The 23,096-nt window shown below is 73.0% G+C and carries 21 protein-coding genes; 6 read left to right on the forward strand and 15 right to left on the reverse strand.

The window, feature by feature from the left end; genetic code table 11:
* Positions 1 to 175 precede the first annotated feature (175 nt).
* Together FDF13_RS01195 and FDF13_RS01200 are read left to right on the forward strand one after the other, a co-directional pair.
* Positions 176 to 631: a helix-turn-helix transcriptional regulator gene (locus FDF13_RS01195; RefSeq protein WP_137318096.1), complete on the forward strand. Its 456-nt coding sequence runs from the start codon at positions 176 to 178 to the stop codon at positions 629 to 631.
* On the forward strand, positions 628 to 2,622 hold the full coding sequence (locus FDF13_RS01200; RefSeq protein WP_254668850.1) for a cation-translocating P-type ATPase: 1,995 nt from the start codon (positions 628 to 630) through the stop codon (positions 2,620 to 2,622). Before FDF13_RS01195 ends, FDF13_RS01200 begins: the two co-directional genes overlap by 4 nt.
* Positions 2,623 to 2,625: 3 nt before the next feature.
* Here the strand turns inward: FDF13_RS01200 and FDF13_RS01205 are convergent, their stop codons facing one another.
* Positions 2,626 to 4,482: a class I SAM-dependent methyltransferase gene (locus FDF13_RS01205; RefSeq protein WP_254668851.1), complete on the reverse strand. Its 1,857-nt coding sequence runs from the start codon at positions 4,480 to 4,482 to the stop codon at positions 2,626 to 2,628.
* 89 nt (positions 4,483 to 4,571) lie between these two features.
* Here FDF13_RS01205 and FDF13_RS01210 point away from each other — a divergent pair, with 89 nt between their 5' ends.
* Positions 4,572 to 7,031 carry a DEAD/DEAH box helicase gene (locus FDF13_RS01210; protein ID WP_137318098.1) on the forward strand — a complete coding sequence of 820 codons (2,460 nt, stop codon included), beginning with the start codon at positions 4,572 to 4,574 and terminating at the stop codon, positions 7,029 to 7,031.
* Positions 7,032 to 7,039: 8 nt separating this feature from the next.
* On the opposite strand, the gene FDF13_RS01215 is transcribed toward FDF13_RS01210, so the two are convergent.
* From FDF13_RS01215 to FDF13_RS01255, 9 genes are all read right to left on the reverse strand, one after another.
* A complete protein-coding gene (locus FDF13_RS01215; protein WP_247425478.1) occupies positions 7,040 to 7,414 on the reverse strand; it encodes an Rv3654c family TadE-like protein in 375 nt (124 codons plus the stop codon).
* Positions 7,411 to 7,761 carry a TadE family type IV pilus minor pilin gene (locus FDF13_RS01220; protein ID WP_137318099.1) on the reverse strand — a complete coding sequence of 117 codons (351 nt, stop codon included), beginning with the start codon at positions 7,759 to 7,761 and terminating at the stop codon, positions 7,411 to 7,413. The genes FDF13_RS01215 and FDF13_RS01220 overlap by 4 nt, the downstream gene beginning before the upstream one ends.
* Before the next feature lie 4 nt (positions 7,762 to 7,765).
* Complete coding sequence (locus tag FDF13_RS01225) at positions 7,766 to 8,014, reverse strand: DUF4244 domain-containing protein (protein WP_137318100.1); 249 nt, start codon at positions 8,012 to 8,014, stop codon at positions 7,766 to 7,768.
* 157 nt (positions 8,015 to 8,171) lie between these two features.
* Entirely contained in the window at positions 8,172 to 8,594 is a 423-nt protein-coding gene (locus FDF13_RS14575) for a type II secretion system F family protein (protein WP_175406795.1), read from the reverse strand.
* Positions 8,595 to 8,836: 242 nt separating this feature from the next.
* Positions 8,837 to 9,529 (reverse strand): type II secretion system F family protein, encoded by a 693-nt coding sequence (locus FDF13_RS01235; RefSeq protein WP_137318102.1) that lies wholly within the window; start codon positions 9,527 to 9,529, stop codon positions 8,837 to 8,839.
* Between the two features lie 28 nt (positions 9,530 to 9,557).
* Entirely contained in the window at positions 9,558 to 10,715 is a 1,158-nt protein-coding gene (locus tag FDF13_RS01240) for a TadA family conjugal transfer-associated ATPase (protein ID WP_137318103.1), read from the reverse strand.
* On the reverse strand, positions 10,712 to 11,749 hold the full coding sequence (gene ssd, locus FDF13_RS01245; RefSeq protein ID WP_137318104.1) for a septum site-determining protein Ssd: 1,038 nt from the start codon (positions 11,747 to 11,749) through the stop codon (positions 10,712 to 10,714). Before ssd ends, FDF13_RS01240 begins: the two co-directional genes overlap by 4 nt.
* 138 nt (positions 11,750 to 11,887) lie before the next feature.
* A complete protein-coding gene (locus FDF13_RS01250; RefSeq protein WP_137318105.1) occupies positions 11,888 to 12,730 on the reverse strand; it encodes a Fic family protein in 843 nt (280 codons plus the stop codon).
* 2 nt (positions 12,731 to 12,732) lie between these two features.
* Entirely contained in the window at positions 12,733 to 15,219 is a 2,487-nt protein-coding gene (locus FDF13_RS01255) for a hypothetical protein (protein WP_137318106.1), read from the reverse strand.
* Positions 15,220 to 15,518: 299 nt separating this feature from the next.
* Here FDF13_RS01255 and acs point away from each other — a divergent pair, with 299 nt between their 5' ends.
* Together acs and FDF13_RS01265 are read left to right on the forward strand one after the other, a co-directional pair.
* A complete protein-coding gene (gene acs / locus FDF13_RS01260; RefSeq protein WP_137318107.1) occupies positions 15,519 to 17,489 on the forward strand; it encodes an acetate--CoA ligase in 1,971 nt (656 codons plus the stop codon).
* 107 nt (positions 17,490 to 17,596) lie between these two features.
* On the forward strand, positions 17,597 to 18,004 hold the full coding sequence (locus FDF13_RS01265) for a phage holin family protein (protein WP_137318108.1): 408 nt from the start codon (positions 17,597 to 17,599) through the stop codon (positions 18,002 to 18,004).
* A 149-nt stretch (positions 18,005 to 18,153) separates the two neighbouring features.
* Here the strand turns inward: FDF13_RS01265 and FDF13_RS01270 are convergent, their stop codons facing one another.
* Together FDF13_RS01270 and nth are read right to left on the reverse strand one after the other, a co-directional pair.
* On the reverse strand, positions 18,154 to 18,870 hold the full coding sequence (locus tag FDF13_RS01270) for a CoA pyrophosphatase (RefSeq protein WP_175406796.1): 717 nt from the start codon (positions 18,868 to 18,870) through the stop codon (positions 18,154 to 18,156).
* Positions 18,867 to 19,712 carry an endonuclease III gene (nth, locus tag FDF13_RS01275; RefSeq protein WP_254668949.1) on the reverse strand — a complete coding sequence of 282 codons (846 nt, stop codon included), beginning with the start codon at positions 19,710 to 19,712 and terminating at the stop codon, positions 18,867 to 18,869. Before nth ends, FDF13_RS01270 begins: the two co-directional genes overlap by 4 nt.
* Positions 19,713 to 19,870: 158 nt before the next feature.
* Between nth and FDF13_RS01280 the strand changes: the two genes are divergently transcribed.
* The gene (locus FDF13_RS01280) at positions 19,871 to 20,548 is read left to right on the forward strand and encodes a Crp/Fnr family transcriptional regulator (RefSeq protein ID WP_137318110.1); all 678 of its coding nucleotides are present in this window, start codon (positions 19,871 to 19,873) and stop codon (positions 20,546 to 20,548) included.
* A 219-nt stretch (positions 20,549 to 20,767) separates the two neighbouring features.
* On the opposite strand, the gene FDF13_RS01285 is transcribed toward FDF13_RS01280, so the two are convergent.
* The 3 genes from FDF13_RS01285 to FDF13_RS01295 all read right to left on the reverse strand — a co-directional run bounded on the left by FDF13_RS01285 (position 20,768) and on the right by FDF13_RS01295 (position 23,019).
* The gene (locus tag FDF13_RS01285) at positions 20,768 to 21,517 is read right to left on the reverse strand and encodes an MBL fold metallo-hydrolase (RefSeq protein ID WP_137318111.1); all 750 of its coding nucleotides are present in this window, start codon (positions 21,515 to 21,517) and stop codon (positions 20,768 to 20,770) included.
* Positions 21,518 to 21,584: 67 nt separating this feature from the next.
* Positions 21,585 to 22,553: a hypothetical protein gene (locus FDF13_RS01290; RefSeq protein ID WP_137318112.1), complete on the reverse strand. Its 969-nt coding sequence runs from the start codon at positions 22,551 to 22,553 to the stop codon at positions 21,585 to 21,587.
* Positions 22,540 to 23,019: a RidA family protein gene (locus FDF13_RS01295; protein WP_137318113.1), complete on the reverse strand. Its 480-nt coding sequence runs from the start codon at positions 23,017 to 23,019 to the stop codon at positions 22,540 to 22,542. The genes FDF13_RS01290 and FDF13_RS01295 overlap by 14 nt, the downstream gene beginning before the upstream one ends.
* Positions 23,020 to 23,096 lie beyond the last annotated feature (77 nt).

Below are 23,096 nucleotides of genomic sequence, written 5' to 3' on the forward strand. Positions count from 1 at the left end.
GTCCGGGCGGGAGGCGGAGCGGGGTGGTGCGGTGCGGGTGCTGCGGGTGCGGATGCCGTGGTGCGGGTGCGGGAGTCGCGCCGGGCGCCGGAGCCGGGCCGCGCTGCCGGTGCGGCTGCGCCTGCAGCTGCGCCTGCACCGCGGGATAGGTCAGCGTTCGGTGTATGGTCAGTGCATGCTGACCATTGCCTCTCGCCTCGACGTGATGAACCGCCTCGGCCGCGCGATGGCCGACCCCACGCGCTCCCGGATCCTCCTCTCCCTCCTCGAGTCACCCGGGTACCCGGCGGAGCTCGCCCGCATGCTCGGCCTCACCCGCACGAACGTGTCGAACCACCTCACCTGCCTGCGCGACTGCGGGATCGTCGTCGCCGAGGTCGAGGGCCGCCGCACCCGCTACGAGATCGCCGACGGCCACCTCGCCCGCGCGCTCGACGCGCTCCTCGACACCACCCTCGCCGTCGACGCCGACGCCCCGTGCCTCGACCCGCAGTGCCCGGTGGCCGGATGCTGCGAGGACGGCGCAGGGGAAGGTACGGGCACCGCTGCGGACGGCGGCTCTGCAGGCGAGCCGGATGCCGGAGGAGGCGCCGGCAGCGATGCAGCCGTCGTCACCGGGGCGCGATCGTGAGCGGGTCCGCGTGCGGGTGCGAGGCACCCTCACCCGCCGACGCCGGTCCCACCGAGTCCGAGGAGCACACTCCGTGGTGGCGCAGGACCTCGGTGATCATCCCGGTCCTCTCCGGCGTCGCGCTCGTCGCAGGCCTCGCGCTCGAGTGGTCCGACCCCGGCTCCCTGGCGGAGCCAGCGGCGCAGGTGCTGTTCTGGGCCTCGCTGCTCCTCGGCGCCTCGCAGTTCGCACCGGGCGCGCTGCGGGGCCTCGTCACCCGTGGCAGGCTGGGCATCGGCCTGCTCATGACGATCAGTGCGATCGGCGCGGTCGTCCTCGGCTTCGTCGAGGAGGCGGCCGCACTCGCCTTCCTCTATTCCATCGTCGAGGCGCTCGAGGACATCGCGATGGACCGCGCCCGCACCGGCCTGCGGTCGCTGCTCACGCTCATCCCCGCGAATGCCACGTTCGTCGCACCCGACGGCACGACGCGCACGGTCCCCGTCTCCCAGCTCGCGGCGGGCGACAGGTTCCGGCTCTTCGCCGGTGAGCGCAGCGCCACCGACGGCGTCGTGCGCGCCGGGCGCAGCAGCCTCGACGTCTCGGCGATCACCGGCGAGTCCATCCCGGTGGAGGTCGGTCCCGGGGACGAGGTGCTCGCCGGTTCGATCAACACCTCGGGCGTGCTCGAGGTCGAGGCGACCGCCCCCGGGGCGGACAACTCGCTGACCACGGTCGTCGGGCTCGTCGAGCAGGCGCAGGCGCGGAAGGGCGAACGGGCCCGCATCGCCGATCGTCTCGCCCGGCCGCTCGTGCCCGGCGTGCTCGTCCTGGCACTGCTCGTCGCGGTGGTCGGCTCACTGCTCGGCGACCCCGGCCTGTGGATCGAGCGGGCGCTCGTCGTGCTCGTCGCGGCCTCGCCGTGCGCGCTCGCGATCTCCGTGCCGATCACCGTCGTCTCGGCGATCGGCGCGGCCACGCGGTTCGGAGTCGTCGTCAAGTCCGGCGCGGCGTTCGAGCGCCTGGGCGGAATCCGCCACCTCGCGCTCGACAAGACCGGCACCCTGACCCGCAACCGACCCGCCGTCGCCCGGATCCTCACCGTGGACGGGTTCACCGAGGCCGAGGTGCTCGGCTGGGCGGCCGCGCTCGAATCCCACAGCTCCCACCCGCTCGCCGCCGCGATCACCGCCGCCGCACCCGGTTCGGTGCGCGCCGAGGAGCCTGCTGCGGCCGGAAAGGAGACCGGCCGGGCCCAGGAGATCACCGAGACCGCCGGACAGGGGATCACCGGTGTGATCGATGGCGCCCGGATCGCGGCCGGCAGTCCGCGGTGGCTCGATCCCGGCGTCTGCGCGGCGGAGGTCGCTGAGCTCGAGGGCCGAGGCATGACCGTCGTCGTCGTCCACCGGGACGGCCGGATGGCCGGCGCCATCGGGGTGCGCGACGAGCTCCGACCGGAGGCCCGCGAGGTCATCGCCTCGCTCGGCGAGCGCGGACTGGGGACGACGATGCTCACCGGCGACAACGCTCGAACGGCCGAGGCGCTGGCCGGAGAGGCCGGGATCACCGACGTGCGCGCGGAGCTGCGGCCGGAGGAGAAGGCGCGCGCCGTGGCCGAGCTGCAGGAGAGCGGGCGCGGCCCGGTGGCGATGATCGGTGACGGGATCAACGACGCGCCGGCGCTCGCCTCGGCGGACATCGGGATCGCGATGGGCGTCACGGGTACGGATGCGGCGATCGAATCTGCGGACGTGGCGTTCACCGGCGACGACCTGCGGCTCATCCCGCGCGCGGTGGACCATGCGCGCCGGGGGCGGCGCATCATCAACGAGAACATCGTCCTGTCGCTGGCCATCATCGTGATCCTGCTGCCGCTCGCGATCACCGGCGTGCTCGGACTCGCGGCGGTCGTCCTCGTCCACGAGATCGCCGAGGTCGTCGTCATCCTCAACGGCCTGCGCGCGGCCCGGGCACGGGGGCTCGGGGCAGTGGAACGCCGGTCGGCCTGACCCTCACACCTGCGGGTAGACGACTCCGGCGGGCACGAGTGTGCGGACCTGGGCGATGAGCTGGGCGCGCAGCGCGGACTCCTCGACCTCGAGCAGGCCGGAGAGCGCGGCGGCCACCGCGCCGAGGGTGAGCGAGCCGTCGGCCACGCCGAGGAATCCGGACAGCGCCGCGTCGGAGGAGAATGTCCGTGCGAAGCCGGTGCCCTGCTCGATCGTGATCATCGTCGGCGCCTCCTGGCCCGGCATGAAATGCCGGTGCTCGGTGACGTCCCCGGAGCGGACGAACGCGGTCTCCGCGAGTTCGGCGTCGTCGGCCGCGGCGAGCCATTCGAGCATCGCCAGGCGGGTGTCGAGGTGCGCGGCGATACCGGCGGCGTTCGCGCCGAGCGGCTGATCGAGCTCCTCGAAATGCCGCACCGCTGCGTCGCTGCCCGGGTTTCCGTCGTCATTGCCCGCAGTGCCGGCTTCAGAATCGGCGTTCGCGGTGCCGGCATGACTGTTCGCGGTACCGGCCTCGGTGCCGGTACCCACCTCGGATCCGGCGCCGGGTGCCGTCGCGCCGAGCTCGGAGGCCTCGCCGGGGAGGCGGTGCATGCGCACCCACCCGAACCCGATCCGATCGACGGAGCGGGAGGCGAAGTCGGCGAGCCACGCCTCGGTGTCGGCGGCCCAGCGCTGGGTGGCGCGCGCGACTCCCCCGTCGCGGATCCACGTCTCCGCGTACGCCACCGGGTCGAGCCGCTCGCGTTCGATGACCATGATCGAGGTCTGCGCGTCGCCCACCCAGCCGGTGGGGTCGACGGTGTCCGGCCCGTACTCCCAGTTGCCGAGGAACACCGCGTGCCCATCGGGACGCAGGTGGCCGGGCGTCTGGGCGAGGAGGGTGCGCATGATCCCGTCGCCCTCCATCCCGCCGTCGCGGTACTCGAGCTGGCCGTCGCGGCCCTGCGGGGTGATGACGAACGGCGGGTTGGACACGATGAGGTCGAAGGACTCCGGCACCGGGTCGAACAGGGAGCCGAGCCGGAACTCGATGCTCTCCTCGACCCCGTTGAGCTGCGCGGTGAGCGCCGCGAGGTGGAGGGCGCGGATCGAGAAGTCGGTGGCGACGACGCGGTCGGCGTGGCGGGCCAGGAGGATCGCCTGGATCCCGCAGCCGGTGCCGAGGTCGAGCGCGGAGTGCACGCGGTGGCGCGGGGTGATCTCCGCGAGCGTCCGGCCGGCTCCGCCGAGTCCGAGCACGAAGTCGTTGGACACCGGTTCGGACTGCGTGAGCGTGCCGTGGTCGGAGAACAGCCACACCGTCTCATCACCGGGGCACTGCCCCCGCGGCACCCCGGTGGGCACCGCGTAGGGGGTGAGTGCCAGGCGCGACATGAGCCGCGGCGGCGAGGCCGCCGGGCGGGCGGCGGACGGGGCCGGGTCGTCCTGCGCCGCAGGGACCGAGCTCGAATCACTCCGAGCAGCGGCGCCCGCCCCCGCAGCACCCGGCGCTGCAGCACGGACCAGGGGAAGCCCGGCACCGAGCGCAGGGGCCATGCCGGCGATCTGTACGAGCAGTCCGGATTCGGTGAGGGCATCGCAGAGCTCCTCGCCGAGCGCGGACCTCACCGCGGTGACCGGCTGCGGCACGCGGAGCACGAAGAGCCCGGCGAGCACGGCCTGCGGCTCGCTCCTCCCGCGGAGGCGGAGCCGGGCCGGGGTCGCGTTGTTGCGCTGCAGCGCGGCGTCGGCGTCGACGCCCCACAGTGCCCGCAGACCGGCCGGGGTGAATTGGGCGGCGCGGAGCCGCTCGGCGAGGGCACGGAGGCAGGCGACGTCGGGCTGGGGCAGCGGCGCGGAGGCAGGCGAGGGAGTCACCGCACCAGGCTACGTGGTCGCACATCCGCCCGGCCGCCAGCCGTCGACTCCGCTGCTTCGGTGCAGGTGCCCGTGGGAGAATGTGCGCCATGTCCGACTCCCGTTCCGCGCTCCTCGATCTCATCGGCGACTTCGGGGCGCGCGAGGACCGGATCCGGCACATCGAGCACTTCCCGGCCCGCGTCGGCACCACTGCGGACTGGCCGGAGTGGGCGGACGACGAGGTGGTCGCAGCCCTGCGGTCGACGGGCATCGACCGGCCGTGGACGCATCAGGTGGCGGCCGCGGACGCGGCACACCGGGGTGAGGACGTGGTCATCGCCAGCGGCACCGCCTCGGGCAAGTCCCTGGGGTTCTGGCTGCCGGTGCTCGACTCGGTGGTCCGCACCCGGGATGAGATCCCCACCCGCGCGGCGACGACGCTCTACCTCTCCCCCACGAAGGCACTCGCCGCCGACCAGTACGAGAAGCTCCGCTCGGTGGTGCTGCGGGGCCTGCGGCCGGGCACCTTCGACGGCGACACCTCGCAGGCGAACAAGGCCTGGGCGCGCAAGCATGCGAACGTCCTGTTCACGAACCCGGACATGCTCCACCGATCGGTGCTGCCGCGGCACGGGTACTTCACCCGCTGGTTCAAGACGCTGCGCTTCATCGTCGTCGACGAGGCGCACCGGTACCGCGGGGTGTTCGGCTCCCACGTCGCGCTGATCCTCCGCCGGCTGGTGCGGGTCGCCCGGCACTACGGCGCCGACCCGGTGATCGTCGGGGCCTCGGCGACGATGGCCGACCCCGCCGCGGCGTTCGCCCGGATCACCGGGCGCGAGGCGATCGCGATCACCGAGGACGCCTCGCCCCGGGCGGCCGGGGACTTCGTCCTCTGGGAGCCGCCCCTCCTGCCGGAGCCGTGGGGCCTGGAATGGGAGGATCCTGATCCCGCCGTCGTCGGTGGCCCGGGGCACGACCCGTTCGCGGACTCGCGCGGCCCATCCGCCCGGGAGTCGGCCTTCACACCTGCCTCCGGCAATGCTCTGGGGTCTGACCCGGAACGGGCCCAGGAGCCCACCGGCACGGATGCGTCCCGGCGGAGCACGATCGCGGAGTCCGCCAACCTCCTCACCGACCTCACCTGCGCGGGCTTCCGCTCGATCGCGTTCATCGCCTCCCGCCGCGGCACCGAGGCGCTCGCCGAGGCGGTCCGCGACCAGGTGGCGCGCGTCGACTCCACTCTGCCGCGCACCGTCGCCGCCTACCGCGGCGGCTACCTGCCCGAGGAGCGCCGGCTGCTCGAGACCGGCCTGCGCAACGGCCGGCTCCGCACGGTCGCCTCGACGAACGCGCTCGAGCTCGGGATCGACATCGCCGGTCTCGACGCGGTGGTCATGGCCGGATGGCCGGGCACGCTCGCCTCGCTGTGGCAGCAGGCCGGGCGCGCCGGCCGGGCCGGACAGCAGTGGGCGGCGGTGCTCATCGCGCGCGACAACCCGCTCGACACCTATGTGGTCAACCACCCGGAGGCGGTGTTCGGCGCACCCGTGGACGGCGGGGTGATCGATCCCGGCAATCCGTTCGTGCTCGCCGGGCACCTGTGCGCGGCCGCGGCCGAGATCCCGCTCACCGAGGCCGATCTGCCGCAGTTCGGCGACACCGCGGAGCAGGTCCTCGCCTCGCTCGCCGAGGCCCGCATGCTCCGGCGGCGCCCGGCAGGCTGGTTCTGGGCGAAGGCCGAGGATGCCGCAGCGCTCACCGACATCCGCGGCTCCGGCGGCGGACAGGTGCGGATCGTCGAGGAGTCCACCGGCACGCTGCTCGGCACCATCGAGGACGCCGGGGCGCACACGCAGAGCCACACCGGGGCGGTGTACATGCACCAGGGGCGCACCTTCACCGTGCGCGAGCTCGACCTCGATGCCCGCGTGGCGTTCGTCGAGGCGGCGAACGTCGACTACTCGACGCAGGCGAAGTCGGTGACGGAGATCAGCATCGAGTCGACCGACCGCTCGATCACGCTGCCGTCCGGCGCGCGGGTGTTCACCGGGATGGTCGAGGTCGTCGACCAGGTGGTCGCCTACCAGATGCGGCAGCAGCGCACGGGGGTGGTGCTCGCCGAGCACCCCCTCGAGCTGCCCGAGCGCACGCTGCGCACCCAGGCGGTGTGGTTCACGGCCCCGCCGGAGCTCCTTGCCGATGCCGAGGTGGAGCGCGCCGACGTGCCGGGCACGGTGCACGCCGCCGAACACGCCGCGATCGGCCTGCTGCCGCTGTTCGCCGGCTGCGACCGCTGGGACGTGGGCGGGGTGTCGACCGTGATGCACGCCGACACGGGCATGACGACGGTGTTCGTCTACGACGGACAGCCCGGCGGTGCCGGGTTCGCCGAGCGGGGCTTCGACTGCTTCACCGACTGGCACCGGGCGACGCTGGAGGCGATCGAGTCCTGCGAGTGCATCTCCGGCTGTCCCTCGTGCATCCAGTCGCCCAAGTGCGGCAACGGCAACGAGCCGCTCGACAAGGCCGGCGCGGTGCGCATCCTGCGCGCACTCCTCGGCTGAGACCCTACTCACCTGCTCTCCCCGGTCGGGGATCCGGCGACCGCTGTCGCGCTGACCTTCCCGAGCGGAGCTGGGAGGTCGACCTCGGTGACGACCTTCGCGGTGCCGAGGTCCGGCCGGGCGATGCACTCGGTGACCTCCACTCCGCTGCGCTCCGCGGTCTCCGCAGCGATCTCGCACGGGTCACCGGGGGTGATGCCGCGGGCGGCATCGGCGGCGGCGATCGCGGCGAGGTCAGCCGCACCGTCGGCGCGGGCGTGGGCGAGGAAGGCCTGGGCGCCGAGCCCCAGGCCGGCGACGAGGGTGAGTGCCGCTGCGCCGAGCGACACTGCGAGCACCGTCGAGGAGCCCCGGTCGTCGCGGAGGTGCCCGGGCCGGATCACCGGATGCCCTCCGTCCGCGCGGTGGCGGTGGCGCTCACCGATTCCTGGACGAAGCGCAGGGTTTCCGGCAGCGGCAGCGTGACCTCGACCGTGGTGTACCCGCCCTCGTGGCGGACGGCGACCGTGGATCCGTCACCGGCCTTCTCCGTCGCCTCGTGGCGCACCGTGCGTTCGGGTTCGCCGCGCGCGGCCTCCCGGGCGGCGGCGCGTGCGGCGTCGTGGGCGCGCAGCTGGGACAGGCCGATCGTGCCGGCACCCGTGATGAGCGCGATGAGGAGCACGAGCGCGGGCATGAGCATGGCGAACTCCGCGGTCGCGGCACCGCGGTCATCACGGGCGGCCGACATCGGTTCAGGCCCCCAGTCCGAGGGCGGTGGAGATCACGCCGGTGATCGCCTCCTTGATCGGGTCGGACTTGAGGACGACGACGAGGAGCGCGGCGAAGCCGCAGGCTGCGAGCGTGGTGATCGCGTACTCCGCTGTCGTCGCTCCGCGGTCGTCCTCGAGCACGGCGAGTGCTGCGCTGCGGGTCGGTACGAGTGCCGCGGCGGGGTCGTCTGCGGGTGGGGTGGTCGTCGGGGTGTGTGCGGTGGTGTCCATCGTGGGTCCTTTCCGTGAGATCCGATGGTCCTCCGATCCTCTGCCGCCGCCGCACCGCGGACCAGAGCCCATCTGCGCCTGTGGATGGCGGCGGGCTGTCCACAGGCCGGAGGTCGCAGCCGCGGGAGCCCCTGTGACCAGCCGCCGCGGGCCCGGCTCAGCCGAAGAGCACTCCGAGGTCGTCGACGAGGCTGAGGACCACCGGGACGACGCCGAGCAGGAGGAACGCCGGGAGCACGCACACACCGAGCGGCACGACGAGCTCGACACCCAGGCGGGCGGCCGCGATCTGCCGCCGCCGGTGCTCCGCGCGCCGCAGGTCCCCGGCGAGGCCGCGCAGCAGCGGGGCGAGTGCGACGCCGGTGGAGCGGGAGAAGAGGACGAGCCGGCTGACCGCGGCGAGCTCCTCGTTCGAGTCGTCGATCTCCCCGAGCGCAAGGGACCGGCCGAGCCGGTCGAGCCCGGTCCGGTCGCCCCCGGCGGCTGCGGCGAGCGACAGCGCCCGCTCCGTCGGCAACCCGGTCTGCAGACAGATCGAGACGAGGTCGAGGTCGAAGGCGAGCGCGTCCACAGCACTCATCGCCGAGGTCGGCGACGGGCCCGGCTCTCCGGCACCCGCCACCCTCTCGCCCGAGCCTTCCGCAACCCGACTTCCCATTGCACCGCTGCGCGCACCTCGGCCCCGGTCCGAATCCCCGACGCTCTTCCCACGACCGCCCCGCGGTGCCCCGAGAAGCGACTTCAGCCGGGTGTCCGCGCCGGGATCGAACAGCCACCAGCCGCATCCGACGAGCAGCCCGGCCACCGCTGCGATGAGGAGGATCATGCCGTCGCCCTCCGCAGCAGGGACCGCATCCACAGCCGGCCGACGAGGAGGAGCACCGCTCCCCCGCCCAGGCTGATGAGCCCGGGCACGGAGGACAGGAGTGCGGCGAGGTCGGTCCCGATGAGCAGTCCGAGTCCCAGTGACAGGAGCGGCAGCCAGGTGAGGACCTTGACCGTCGAGGCGGGCCCGGCGAGCGCCACGGCTCTGTCACGGGCGGAGTCGGCCTTCTCCCGGCAGGTGTCGCCGTAGCGGGCGAGCATGTCGGCAGCCGGCGCCCCGGCGGTCTCCGCGACGAACCACACGGCCGCCATCCCGTCGAACACCTCGGCCGCTGCCGGGATGAGAGAGCCGGTGTGACGGCGGATCGCCTCGTGCGGCGGGTCGCCGAGCTCGAGCGAGCGGCTCATCCGCAGCAGTGCCTGCTCGAGGTCGGAATCCTCGGCGAGCCCGGCGAGCTGGGCCATGACGACGGACGGGGGCATGCCGACGCGGAGCAGCTCGACGGCCCGGTCGACGACGGCGACCGCGGCGGCGTGCCGGTCCTCCGGGGTGCGCCGGCGACGAGGTGCGCTCGCGCGGGGGCGCGGCGAGGTCAGCGCGCGCAGGCGCCGGGCACCGGCGGGATCGGCGAGCAGCCAGTACCCGCAGCCGACGAGCAGCCCGGTGACCAGGCCCAGCTGCCAGCTCATCGCGCCTCCCTCCAGTCCACGACCGGGCTCACGTCGCGGCCCGCTGCTCGAGGAGCCGGCGCACCGCCGTCACTCCCGCCTCGGAGAACCCGTCGCCGGCATCCCACACCGGCAGCATCTCGATCCGGGTGTCGCGGTGCGCGGCGGGCACCGCGATCTGCGCGATGCCGCGGGTGTTTCCCTCACGGCGGACGTGGATGACGAGGTCGATCGCTGTCGCCATCTGGGACCGCACAGCCGCCGGACTCATCCCGGCGAGCGCACCGAGCGCCTCGAGCCGGGCGGTGACGGCCTGCGCGGTGTTCGCGTGGATCGTCGCGCACCCGCCCTCGTGCCCGGTGTTGAGCGCGGTGAGCATGTCGCGGACCTCCGCACCGCGGCACTCGCCGACGACGAGCCGGTCGGGGCGCATCCGCAGCGCATTGCGCACGAGGTCGGTCATCGCGACCTCGCCGACGCCCTCGACATTGCTCTGCCGGGCGGCGAGCTGCACGACGTGGGGGTGACTGATGAGGAGTTCGCGGGAGTCCTCGACGACGAGCAGCCGCTGATCCGCGGCGACCTCGGAGAGCAGCGCACCGAGGAGCACGGTCTTGCCCGAGCCGGTGCCCCCGGAGATGAGGAAGTTCGCCCTCCGGGCGAGCACCTCGAGGAGCAGCTCGTGGGCCGGCGCCGGCACGAACCCGCCGGTGAGGAGTTCGTCGAGGCGGAAGCCGGAGGCGCGCGGAACGCGGAAGGACAGCACGGTGGTGTCCCCGGACAGCGGTGGGATCACGGCGTTGAGGCGCACCCCGTCCGGCAGCCGGACGTCGACGAGCGGGCTCGAGTCGTCGAGACGGCGGCCGCCCAGCCCCGCGAGCCGCACCGCGAGCGCCCGGACGTCGGATTCGGTGCCGAGCGAGATCGGCACCGGTTCGAGACCCGCCCCGCGATCGGCCCAGATGTCGCGCGGGCCGTTGACGAACACGTCGGTGGTACCCGGCGCGTCGAGGATCGGCTGGATCGGCCCGGCCCCGGCGAGCTGCGCGGAGATCCGGGACACGAGCTCGAGCAGGGCGCCGGCGCCGAGCACCCGGCCGGTGCGCTGCACGGCGGTGGCCACGGCCGAGGCGGTCACCGGCCCCGGGTTCTCGAGCAGGTGGTCGCGCACCTCGGCGATGAGGGCGGGCTCGATCCACTCGCTCATGAGGCGATCCCGGCCGCCGCATCGAGGGCGAGGAGGTCTGCGAGGAGGTCCTCGGCGAACCGGCCCAGGCGGGTGCGACCGGCGGGGATCCCCTCCCCGCGGTCGATCCGGGCGGCGAGCCCGCCGTCGTCGGTGAGCGTCCCGGCGAGGTCGAGCCCGATGGTGTCGGCGACGAGGTGCGGGTCGAGGCCGAACCGGTCGGACTCCCGCACGACGAGGCGCACCCCGGGGTGGACCTCGGCGAGCCGGCGGGCGACGCGGGCGGCGGCGACCGCGGCGCGCACCCGGGCCGGGGTGACGAGCACGAGGTGGTGGCAGGCGCGCGCCCACGCGGCCGGGGCGTGGCGGGGCAGGTCGACGATGACGAGGTCGAAGGCCTGCTGGGAGGCGGTGAGGACGGCGTCGAACACCTCCCCGGTGAGCTCCTCACGGCCCTCCCGGTCCCAGGACAGGATCGCGAGGTCGTCGAAGCGCGGCAGCGCCTGCGTCAGCGTCGAGGGTCGCAGTCGGCCCTTCGAGGCGGTGAGCGCCGGCCAGCGCAGCCCCGGGATGTCCTCGCAGCCGAGCACGAGGTCGAGGCCCCCGCCCAACGGGTCCGCGTCGAGGAGGACGGTCGCGATCGACTGGCCGGCGGCCTGCCGGGCGAGCGCGCAGGCGAGCACCGAGGCGCCCGCCCCGCCGGACCCGGCGACGACGCCGATCGTCGTGGCCGGGGCGGCCGGGGGTTCGACCGCGGTGATCATCCGCTGGGTCAGCCATTCCCCGGCCGCCGGCAGGAGGGCGACGTGGTCCGCGCCGAGCCGGGCGGCGTTCGACCAGGCGTCGTGCGCCTCGGCCGGGGCGATGAGCACGGTGGGCACGCCGGCGGCCTGGGGCGGGTCGACGACGTCCTCACCGAGCAGGATGAGGACGGCGCCCTGCCACCCGCCGGACTGCGGGGCGAGCACGTCGAGGGTGATGCCGATGCTGTCGGCGATCGCTGCGCAGTGGTCGACGAGGCTGGGGAGCTGGGTGAGGAGCGCGATGCGGGGCATGCTCCCACGGTGCGCCGACGGCCGCCGAGGCGCACGCCGGGACCACCGACCTGTGGACGGACCGGCGCCAGCGAGCGACCTGTGACCTCACGTCGACGGCCTGTGACCTGAGGACGAACCGCGCGGTGTCGTCACTGGTCAGATGTTCTGCGGGATCTTCCCGGACTGGACGGCCTGGCACACGGTGCGGCCCTCCCCGGCGCCCTTCTCCACAGCCGTGGCGCAGGAGACGATCCACCCGGGCACGTCGGAACCGGAGGTGTAGGCCGCCCCGCCCTGGCCGTAGCCCTGCACATCGGAGAGGAACGCGGCCTCGGGCACGCCCACCCCGGTGGGGTCGACGCCGGAGGACACGAGCTGGATCCGGAACAGGGCGCGGGCGATGAGCCCGTTGCCGATCACGAACGGGCGCAGGGCGATGATCTCGCCCTGGAGGATCGCGGCGACGACGAGTCCGGGCAGGGTCGGGTCGGCCAGCAGCGCGTCGAGCTGCCCGAGGCGGTCGGCGAGCTCCTCGGGCCCCGGGGCCGGCGGCAGCCCGCCGAGGTCGCCGGGCACCTCGCCGGCGAGCCGGGGGCGGCCGAGCTGCTCGTCGGGCACGAGACCGGCGCCGGCCGCGAGCGAGAGCTTGGAGAGGATGTGAGCGAGCCCGCCGCGCAGCGCGTCGGGCCGCTCCGAGTACTCCTGGGCGACCGCGGCGACGCGCACGGCGGCGGACAGCTGGGTGCCGGACATGTCATCGGGCACCTCGCGCCCGGCGCCGATCACCTCGCGCACGTAGGCGATGGGATAGCGGGCACCCTCGAGCGCGGACGAGGCGCGGGCGGCGCGCACCGTGGATTCGACGCGGCACTCGGGCATCCGCTTGCGCAGCGCGTTGTGCCAGCGCAGCTCCGTGCACGCATTGCGTGCCCTGGTCACGGCCTCGTCCACCGGGTCGAGAGCGGCCAGGGCACGCAGCGCGGAGCCGAGCTCACTCATGCTCAGCCACGCTGGATGCCCTCGGTGTTGCGGAGGATGCCTTCGCGGCCGTCGGTGTTGCGGACGGTGAACTCCCCGCCGTTGTCCGACAGCGCGAGGAACCACTCACCGGGGGTGACGGTGAACGCCGGGAACCCGGTCGCGGGGTCGACGGCGTCGCGGGGCTCCGGCACGGCGAACCAGAAGGCCTGCTGGACCGGCTGCGCCTGGTCCTGCTGCGCCTGGTCCTGCTGGGCGGCCTGGTCCTGTTGCTGGTCCTGTTGGGCGGCTTGGTCCTGTTGCTGGTCCTGTTGGGCGGCTTGGTCCTGCTGGGCGGCCTGGTATCCGTACTGCGACTGCTGGGCCTGGTCCCCACCGGCGGGCGCGGCGGAATCGACGGCGGTGGCGTCCGTGTCCTCGATCCGGGTGAAGCCCTTCTCCGAGTAGTCGAAGGCCTTGAACCACTGGGTGGGCTCCTCGGCGGCCTCGCGCTGCGCCTGTTCCGGGGCACCCGGCTTCTCCCAGCCCTGGCGCGCGGTGTCGTCCGCCGAGGTGGCGGCCGAGGTGCTCTCACCGACGGCGGGTGCCGGGGCGGAGTCGCCGGTGGGCGAAGCCGACTCCGGCGCGGGGTCGCCCTCGCCGGTGGCGTTCTGCAGGTCTGCGGCCGACATCATCACCGTGGACTCGCCGTCGGTGCCGGTATCGGCAGTCGGGGCGTCGGTGGTCGACGAGTCGGTCGTGGGGTCTTCCGCGGATCCACCGCTGTCGGAGGTCTCGCGATCTCCTGCAGGGGCCTCGGCGGTCGCCCCATCGGTCACTGCGGAGTCGTCGGCGAGTGCACCGTCGGCTGCGGGAACGGGGCCGTCGGTCTCCGGGCGGACGTCGGCGGCACCGGCCGCGGTCGAACCGCTGCCGTACCTCGGAGAGCCGGTGTCCGCCTCGGCGTCGCGCGAGAAGTCGCCGGACATGAAGGACTGGGTGGGCTCGTTCTGGGCGTGCGCCGGGGCGTCGGCCGAGCGACGGCCGAGATAGGCCTGGTCATCGCCCGACACCTGCTGCACCGGGCCGTCGGAGTCCGGCGCGCCCGATCCTGCGGCGGCACCTGCGCCCACCGCGCCTCCTCCGGCGACCGCACCGAAGCTCGGCGCGGCGTCGGAGAGTGCAGGAGCGGAGGCACCCTGCGGGCCCGATCCGAACTGCTGGCCCTGCGCCTGCTGCCCGTATCCCTCCGGGCCGGAGCCGTACTGCTGGCCGACGGGGCCGGAGCCGTAGGGCTGAGCCTGGTGCTGGGCGTCGACGCCGAACTGACCGGAACCGTAGCCCTGCGGACCGGAACCGTACTGCTGGCCGACAGTGCCCGGGCCGTACTGGTTGCCCGCCGGACCGGAGCCGTACTGGTCGCCGGCGACTGCGCCGCTGTGGCCGAGTGCCCCGAAGCCCTGCGCCGACTCGCCCTGCTGGCCGTGCGCCTGCTGGCCCTGCTGGCCATAGGCCTGCGGGGCGGAACCGTAGGGCTGGGCGCCGGCGTTCGCAGCGGTGCTGCGGGTGACCGGGCGGGCCTTGGGGTGGGCGGGCGCTTCGGCGCGGGCGGTGAACTCGGAGCCGAGGAACGGGATCACGGTGAGCACCCCGGCGAAGAACGCGATGAGCGAACCGAGGAAGGCGAACCATCCGCCGACGTGGAAATGCTGCACCGAGGTGACGAGGACGAGGAAGTTCGTCGCGAAGCCCACGGCGGTGAGCACCGCGATGAGCTGATCGGGGCTGAGCGAGCCGATCCGCTGCGGGAAGCCGCGGACCACCTTGTTGAGCAGGGTGAGGATTCCGGCGGCGAGGATCGTCAGCATGCCGAGGATGAGCCACATCAGGGCGAATCCATTCCAGGAGAAGTTCGGCATCCAGGACCAGATCCATGTCCTCTCCCGGAAGCCCTCGCCGAATGCGAATCCGAGCACCGGGGTGACGAGTGCGATGAGCGCGAACAGGGAGCCGACGAGAAGGAGGATGTCGCGCAGCGTGAGCGGACCGATGATCCCGGCGCCGGGTTTCTTCTCCTTGACCGGCGCCTGCCCGTAACCCGCCTGCCCGTAACCGGGCTGGCCGTAGCCGGCGGGACCACCGGCCTGCTGAGCATCGTAGGGACCCGGCTGGGAGCCGTAGGCCTGCACTGGACCCGAACCATAGGCCTGACCGGGCTGGGAACCATACTGTCCGGCAGGCTGGGAACCATACGCCTGTCCCGGCTGGGAGCCATAGGCCTGGGCAGGCTGGGAGCCGTACTGCCCGGCGGGCTGCGAACCGTACGCCTGTCCCGCCTGGGAACCGTACGCTGGGCCGGGGCCGCCGGTCTGGTCACCGTGGACGTCGGACTGCGGGCCCGGAGTTCCGGGCTGCGCACCGCACGGGCCCGGCTGCTGGGCGCCGGAGGACTGGGGACCGGGTGCTCCGTAGGGACCGGGCTGCTGGCCCCACTGCGGCTCGGAGCCGGAGGGCTGATAGGGGGTGCTCATCGTTCGAAACTCCTTCGGAGGCTTCCGGCGGCCGTGACCGGTCCCGGGACGTTCTCGCTCACATCCTGACAAACTACCCCGAGTCTTGCACACCGGATGCGGCACCCAGGCCCGGATTCCGCACTCGCGGGAGGGCACCTCGGGAGCGGGACCCGATCCGACCCGACAGCCGTTCGGGAACCGTGTGCGGGCTTAACCCGTGTCCGGGACTCGTTGTACAGTGCGAACGTGCCCGGCAACGCCGCCGGGGCGTGAGCGCGGGTACCCCGGGCCTCTCACTCTCACCGTCGGAGGGAAGCATGACGAACACGACATCACAGGACCGGCAGCACGGCGAGGAACAGACGTTCGAGCCGAGCGCGGAGTTCGCAGCGCAGGCCAACGCCACCGCCGGCCTCTACGACGAGGCCGCCGCGGACCGCCTGGGATTCTGGGCCGAGCAGGCCCGCGAGCTCATCTCCTGGGACACCGACTTCACCGACACCCTCGACTGGTCCGACCCCCCGTTCGCCCGCTGGTTCGTCGGCGGGAAGCTCAACGTCGCCTACAACTGCGTCGACCGCCACGTCGAGGCCGGCCACGGCGACCGCGTCGCCATCCACTTCGAGGGCGAGCCTGGCGACACCCGCACGATCACCTACGCCGACCTCCAGCGCGAGGTCAGCCGCGCGGCGAACGCGCTCGCAGCGCTCGGTGTGGTGCAGGGCGACCGGGTCGCGATCTACCTCCCGATGATCCCGGAGGCCGTGATCTCGATGCTCGCCTGCGCGCGCCTCGGCGCCGCCCACTCCGTGGTGTTCGGCGGGTTCTCCTCCGACGCCCTGTGCTCCCGCATCCTCGATGTCCAGGCCAAGGTCGTCATCACCGCCGACGGCGGCTACCGGCGCGGCAAGCCCTCGGCTCTCAAGCCCGCCGTGGACGAGGCGCTCGCCGGCGGGGACACCCCGGTGGAGAAGGTGCTCGTCGTCGAGCGCACCGGCGAGGACGTCGCCTTCGACGCCGAGCGCGACCTCCACTGGGCCGAGGCGCTCGCCGCGCAGCCCGACACCCACGAGTACGAGTCCTTCGACTCCGAGAACCCGCTCTTCGTCCTCTACACCTCCGGCACCACCGGCAAGCCCAAGGGCATCCTCCACACCTCCGGCGGGTACATCACGCAGAACGCGTTCGCCCTGCGCACGGTGTTCGACATCAAGCCGGAGACCGACGTGTTCTGGTGCACCGCGGACGTCGGCTGGGTCACCGGCCACTCCTACGTGGCCTACGGTCCGCTCGCGGCAGGCGCCACGCAGGTGATGTACGAAGGCACCCCGGACACCCCGCACCGCGGCCGCTGGTGGGAGATCGTCGCGAAGCACGGCGTGACGATCCTCTACGCCGCGCCCACCGCCATCCGCACCGCCATGAAGTGGGGCGACGAGATCCCCGCCGAGCACGACCTGTCCTCGCTGCGCCTGCTCGGCAGCGTGGGCGAGCCGATCAACCCCGAGGCGTGGATGTGGTACCGCCGCGTCATCGGCGGCGACCGCTGCCCGATCGTCGACACCTGGTGGCAGACGGAGACCGGCGCGCACATGATCGCCCCGCTGCCCGGCGTCATCGCGACCAAGCCCGGCTCCTCGCAGCGCGCCCTGCCCGGCATCTCCGTGGCCGTCGTCGACGACACCGGCGAACCGGTCGAGCGCAACGTCGCGGGCTACCTCGTCATCACCGAGCCGTGGCCGGCGATGCTGCGCGGCATCTACGGGGACCCGGAGCGCTTCAAGGACACCTACTGGTCGCGGTTCGAGAACATGTACTTCGCCGGCGACGGGGCACGCTACGACGACGACGGCGACATCTGGTTCCTCGGCCGGGTCGACGACGTGATGAATGTGTCCGGCCACCGGCTGTCGACCGCGGAGATCGAGTCCGCTCTCGTCTCCCACGAGGCCGTCGCCGAGGCCGCCGTCGTCGGAGCGCAGGACGAGACCTCGGGCCAGGCGGTCGTCGCTTTCGTCATCCTCCGCGGCGGCGAGGAGCAGACCGAGGGCACCGTCGAGGAGCTCCGGGCTCACGTGGGCCGCGAGATCGGGCCGATCGCCAAGCCCAAGCGCGTGCACATCGTCGACGAGCTGCCGAAGACGCGCTCGGGCAAGATCATGCGCCGGCTCCTCAAGGACGTCGCGGACAACCGGCAGGTGGGCGACGCCTCGACGCTCGCCGACTCCTCGGTGATGGACGTCATCTCCGCCTCGGTCGCCGGCGAGAAGTCCTCCGACGAGGGGTAAGGCCCCGGTCCTCGCCCGGCCGCACCGTGCAAGTGGGTGCGCGGTCGGGCGAGGGATTAGTCTAGGATCAGATCCGTACGTTTCGCACCGAATTCAAAGGAGCCTCCATGCCCGAGCGGTCGATCTCGCAGCTCATCAAGGACATCAAGGCGGATACTCAGGCCCTGGCCCAGGAGGAGTCCGCGCTCGCGAAGTCGGAGATCCAGGCCGGCGCGAAGAACCTCGGCATCGGAGCCGGGCTCGCCGGCGCCGGGGTCTTCCTCCTGTTCCTCGCCTCGATCATGGCGATCTTCGCCGGCGCCGCGGCCTTCCACGAGGGCCTCGGCTGGCCGTGGTGGGGCAGCTTCCTCATCGTGTTCGGGATCCTCGCACTCATCGCGCTCATCCTCGTCGCGATCGCGATTCCGCTGTTCAAGAAGGGCAACCCGACCCCCACCTCGGCGATCAACGGTGGGAAGTCCGCCGTCGAGGCGCTCAAGCGCTCGCTCACCAACCCGAGCGGCCCCCGCTACTGAGCCCACGGCCGGCTCCCGGCCGGGCGCGTCCGACGGCACTGCCCCGGTTCGGTCACGCCCGAGCGAATCGCTGATCGGGCGGTGCGAGATTGCGATATCCCGCGGATTCCTTCACAGGAACCGCGGGATATCGCTGTCTCGGGTGGGTGTCAGAGCTGGATGTGGATGTAGGCCTCGCGGTCCCAGTCGCTCGCCCAGCCGAGCTCCTCGAGGGCGAACTCGAGCAGTCCCGCGGTGAAGCCCCACACGCGCAGCACGCCGACGTCGAACGCCGGGGTCGAATAGGCCCGGTCCGGCGGTGAGAAGGTGCCGCGGTTCGCCGGGGCCACGAGGTCGGCGATCGGCACGCGGTACACCCGGGCGGACTCCCCGTGGTCCATCACCCGCACCTCGGTGGGGTCCGGCCACCAGGCGATGACCGGGGTCACGTCGAAGCGGCTCACCGGGATGAACAGCGGGTCCATGGTGCCGATGACGTCGATGCCGTGCGGGTCGAGCCCGGTCTCCTCCTCCGCCTCGCGCAGGGCGACGGCCACGGCGTCCACGTCCTCGGGGTCCCGGCCGCCGCCGGGGAACGCGACCTGCCCGGGGTGGTGCCGCAGGGTCGAGGCGCGCTCGAGGAGCAGCACGTCGACGTCGGCGACCCCGAGCGCGTCGAGGCGCTCCGCCTCCGCCTGTCCGGCCGGGGTGCGCGGCGGCACCCCGCGGCCGAACAGCATGAGGACCGAGGCCTCGCGCACGATCTCGTCCGGCTGGGCATGCCGACGGCGCAGCCACTGCTCGTTGCCCATCGAGCCGGGCAGCGCCTCGAGCGCGCGGCGGGCCGGGTCCGGGTGCGGACGCGGATCTGTGGGTTCGGTCGTCATGCGGACGCGTCTCCTCTCGGCCCGGCACCGGACGGTGCGGATCCCCGTGCCGCCGGCTCCCCCGGCGCCCGTCCCGCCGCGTCCGGTCCCGTCCGCGCGGCGCGGTCGAGCTGCACCGCCGTCGCGGTGCGCACGAGTGCCTGGGCGTTCTCCGGGTCGGGCTCGCCGATCCCGAAGCTCGGGCACAGCCGCATGAGCGGGCAGGCGCCGCAGGCCGGGCGGCGCGAGTGGCAGATCCGACGGCCGTGGAAGATCAGTCGGTGCGACAGCATGGTGAGGTCGCGCGGCGGGTAGAGAGCGGCGACGTCCCGCTCGACGGCCACCGGGTCGGTCGCGGCGGTGAGGCCGAGGCGTCGCACGAGCCGGCCGACGTGGGTGTCGACGGTGAGCCCGGGCACGCCGAAGGCGTTGCCGAGCACGACGAGCGCGGTCTTCCGGCCCGTCCCCGGCAGCGCGACGAGCGCGTCGAGGTCGGCGGGCACCTCGCCGTCGTGGTCGTCGACGAGGTCCCGTGCCAGGGCGACGATGTTGCGGGCCTTGGCGCGGAAGAAGCCGGTGGGGCGGATGATCTCCTCGACGTCGGGGAGTTCGGCGGCGGCCAACGCGGGGGCGTCCGGGTAGGCGGCGAACAGCACCGGGGTCACCCGATTCACCCGCACGTCCGTGGTCTGGGCGGAGAGCACGGTGGCGACGAGGAGCTGGAACGGCGTGTCGAAATCGAGCTCGCAGGCGGCGTCGGGGTGCGCCTCGGCCAGGACCCGGTTGATCCTCCGAGCACGTCGGGTCCGTCCCAGCGGCGTCTCGGCGGCGAACCGGCGCGCGCTCTTCTCCGCAACTGTCAGCACGGATCCCAGCTTAGGCCACCGTGCGGCGGGCCGGCCGACGGTCCGGCGGGAGCATCGCCTGCGGTGATGCCCGCCGGAACTCTCTTCCGCCGATCGTGTCCGAATCCGCTACCAGCCTGTAGATTTGAGAGCAGGGAACCTAGAGGAGGAAATCAGTGGACATCGAAGTAGTGCGGAACGCCAGTCTGTTCAACGGTCTCGACGACGAGTCGACCAGTGCGCTGGTGAAGATCATGAAGCCGCGCAGCCTGCGCCGCGGCACCGCGCTGTTCCACGAGGGCGACCCGGACGACGAGCTCTACATCGTGTCGACCGGCAAGCTCAAGATCGGACGCGAATCCCCCGACGGCCGCGAGAACCTGCTCAGCGTCGTGGGCCCCGGCGAGATCATCGGCGAGCTCACCCTCTTCGATCCGGGCGCCCGGTCGACCACGGCCACCGCCGTGTCCCAGACCGAGCTGCTCAGCCTCAAGCACGAGGACCTCATGACCTGGCTGCGGGAGCGCCCGCAGGCTGCGATGAACCTGCTCAAGTCGCTCGCCCAGCGCCTGCGCCGCACCAACGACATCGTCGGCGACCTCGTGTTCTCCGACGTGCCCGGTCGCGTCGCCAAGTCGCTGCTCGACCTCGCCGAGCGATTCGGCAAGCAGGCGCCCGATGGCACCCTCGTCGCCCACGATCTCACGCAGGAGGAGCTCGCCCAGCTCGTCGGCGCCTCCCGAGAGACGGTGAACAAGGCGCTGGCCGACTTCGCGGCCCGCGGCTGGCTGCGCCTCGAGGCGCGCGCCGTCGTCATCCTCGACTTCGACCGGCTGCGCAACCGCGCGCACTGAGCACCTGCCGGCGCCGGCCGCGCGGCCAGTGTGCGCCCGGCCGGCTGAAGCCGCAGCCTCGTCCACGTCCAGCGGCCCCGGACCACTCGGTCCGGGGCCGCTGTCGCGCTCCGTGTGCCCGCCCGGTGGATCTGCTGGGATCACCGGGCGGATGCTCTGGGTTCACCGCGGTCCGGCGTCTTCGCGGAGGGCGCCATCCGAGCCGACCGAGACCTCGGCTCAGAGACGCCCGAGGTAGTCGAGCTGCGCCTTGACGATCTGGAGGGCGGCGCCCCGGACGTCGTCGGGCACGTCGTGGTAGACGGCGTCGCGCACCTCCTCGGGCGTGCGGGCGCCGGCTTCGAGTGCATCGCGGACCTGCTCGATGCGCTCCGCACGGTGTGCGGCGTAGTGGGCGAGCACCTCGGCGGGGTTCTCGATCGTCGGCCCGTGCGCGGGCTCGATGACCTCGACCCGCCCGGTGTCGACGAGTCGGCGCAGCGCTTCGATGCTGCCGAGGTAGTCCCGGATCGACCCCTCCGGGTGGGTGACGACGGTGGTGCCGCGGCCCAGCACGGTGTCCCCGGAGTACAGGGTGGCGCCGTGGATGAGGCTGATGCTGTCGGAGGTGTGGCCCGGGGTGGCGACGACCTCGACCACGTCCTCCGGGGCGTCGCCGAAGGTGATCTCCTGCCCGTGGACCACCGGCTCCGTGTGCCGGGCGAAGCGCTCGAGCACGGCGTGGACGGGCACCTCGGGCGCCCAGTCGTCGATCGAGCCGAGCATCTCCGAATGGTCGGCGTGCTGGTGGGTGAGCACGATCGCGCGGAGCTCTCGCTCGCCGATCTCGGTGAGGAACGCCTCGCGGTGGGCGGCGAGCTCGGGGCCCGGGTCGATGAGCAGCGCGCCGGAGTCGTCGGCGCTGAGGAGCACGTAGGTGTTCGTCCCGTCGAGGGTCATGGGCGAGGGGTTGTCGGCTCGGATGCGCATGGGGCCTCTCGTCGTCGAGGAAGGTGCGGATGGCCCCAGTCTATCGAGGTGCGACGAGCTGCCGGGCTCAGGCACACGATTCGTCGATGACCGGCTCGTCCTCCTCGTCGTCGACGAGCGAGGCGGATTCCTCCTCCGGCGGCTCCTGGAGGTCCGTCGCCTCGCTGTCGCGCTGTGCGCGGCGCGCCGGCTCACCGGGGGCACGCACGGTCGCCCACCACCGGTCGTCGTGGCGCACGATCTCCGGGTGCATGGGACGCACGTCGCGCACCCGCGCCATCGCCGCACCCACCGTCGGCACGGCGGCGAGGCTCTCGCAGACGAGGCGCATCGCCACGGAGATGTGTTCGCCCCCTGAGGGGCCGATCGCCTCGAGCACCTCGGCCGGGGTCATCCAGCCGCCCCAGGAGTCGTTCCGGGAGCGGAACTCGAGCGTCTGCACGTGCGGCAGCGCGGCGACGAAGAACACGGTGTCGAAGCGCCGCAGCTGCCAGGGTGTGTTGACCCAGCGCAGCCACGGATGGAGGAGGTCCGGGCGGAACCGCAGGCTGCGGTCGTCGAGCAGCTGAGGGAAGGTCAGCCGGCGTTCGGCGAGCTCGGACCGCCCGTCGTCCCAGTCGGGGGCGTCCACGGTCGTCACCACGCGCCCGTCGATGTCCTCGGCGAGCAGGATGCCGGTGGTGAGGAGCGCGGCCCGGGCGGCGCCGGCGAAGTACGACAGCGCCCGTCCGGAGCTGCTCATCTGCAGCTGCTCGGCGCACTTCCCCGGCGACCAGCCCGCCAGGGGGAGCCTCCGCAGGTCGCTCGGGCTGAGCTCGACGCTGGGGAACGACCACCGGTTCCGGTCGGCGTTGCCGCGGGCATCGGACTGGCGGGTGACGAAAACCTGCACCCCGGCCGCCGTGTCGCGGATGAGCGCGATCGCGGCGGCCGGGGTGGGGGTGTCCGGGTGCGGGGGCCGGTCACCGGCGGCGAACAGGCTGAGCAGACGCTCGAGCTCGCGCGAGACCGGGAACTCCCTGTCAGACGACGGCATCCAGGCGGCGCACCTTGACGATGAGCTCGATCTCCACCGGGGTGTTCATCGGCAGGGCGGCCACGCCGACGGCGCTGCGGGCGTGCGCGCCGCGCTGGCCGAACACCTCGTGGAGGAACTCCGAGGCGCCGTTGATGACCTTCGGGTGGTCGGTGAAGTCCGGGGCCGAATTCACGAACCCGGTCATCTTGACGACCTGCTCGATGTTGTCGAGGTCGCCGATCACCGACTTGATCGCGGCGAGCGCGTTGAGGGCGGCGATCCGGGCGGCGTCGTAACCCTTCGCGACGTCGACCTCGGCACCGAGGGTGCCGGTCACGGCGAGCTCGCCGTCGACGATCGGGAGCTGCCCGGAGGTGTAGACGAGGTCGCCGACCTCGAGGGCGGGGACGTAGGCGCCGGCGGGTGCGGCGACCTCGGGCAGGGTGAGGCCGATCTCGGAGATCCGGGTCTCGATGCGGGTCATATGAGCCTCCTCGCTCAGGGTGTCGGTGCTGATGTCGTCGCAGCTGCTGCGGCCGGCGCGGCTGTTGCAGCCGGGCC

It is taken from the genome of Brevibacterium sp. CS2, from assembly GCF_005280295.1.
Taxonomy (GTDB): domain Bacteria; phylum Actinomycetota; class Actinomycetes; order Actinomycetales; family Brevibacteriaceae; genus Brevibacterium; species Brevibacterium pityocampae.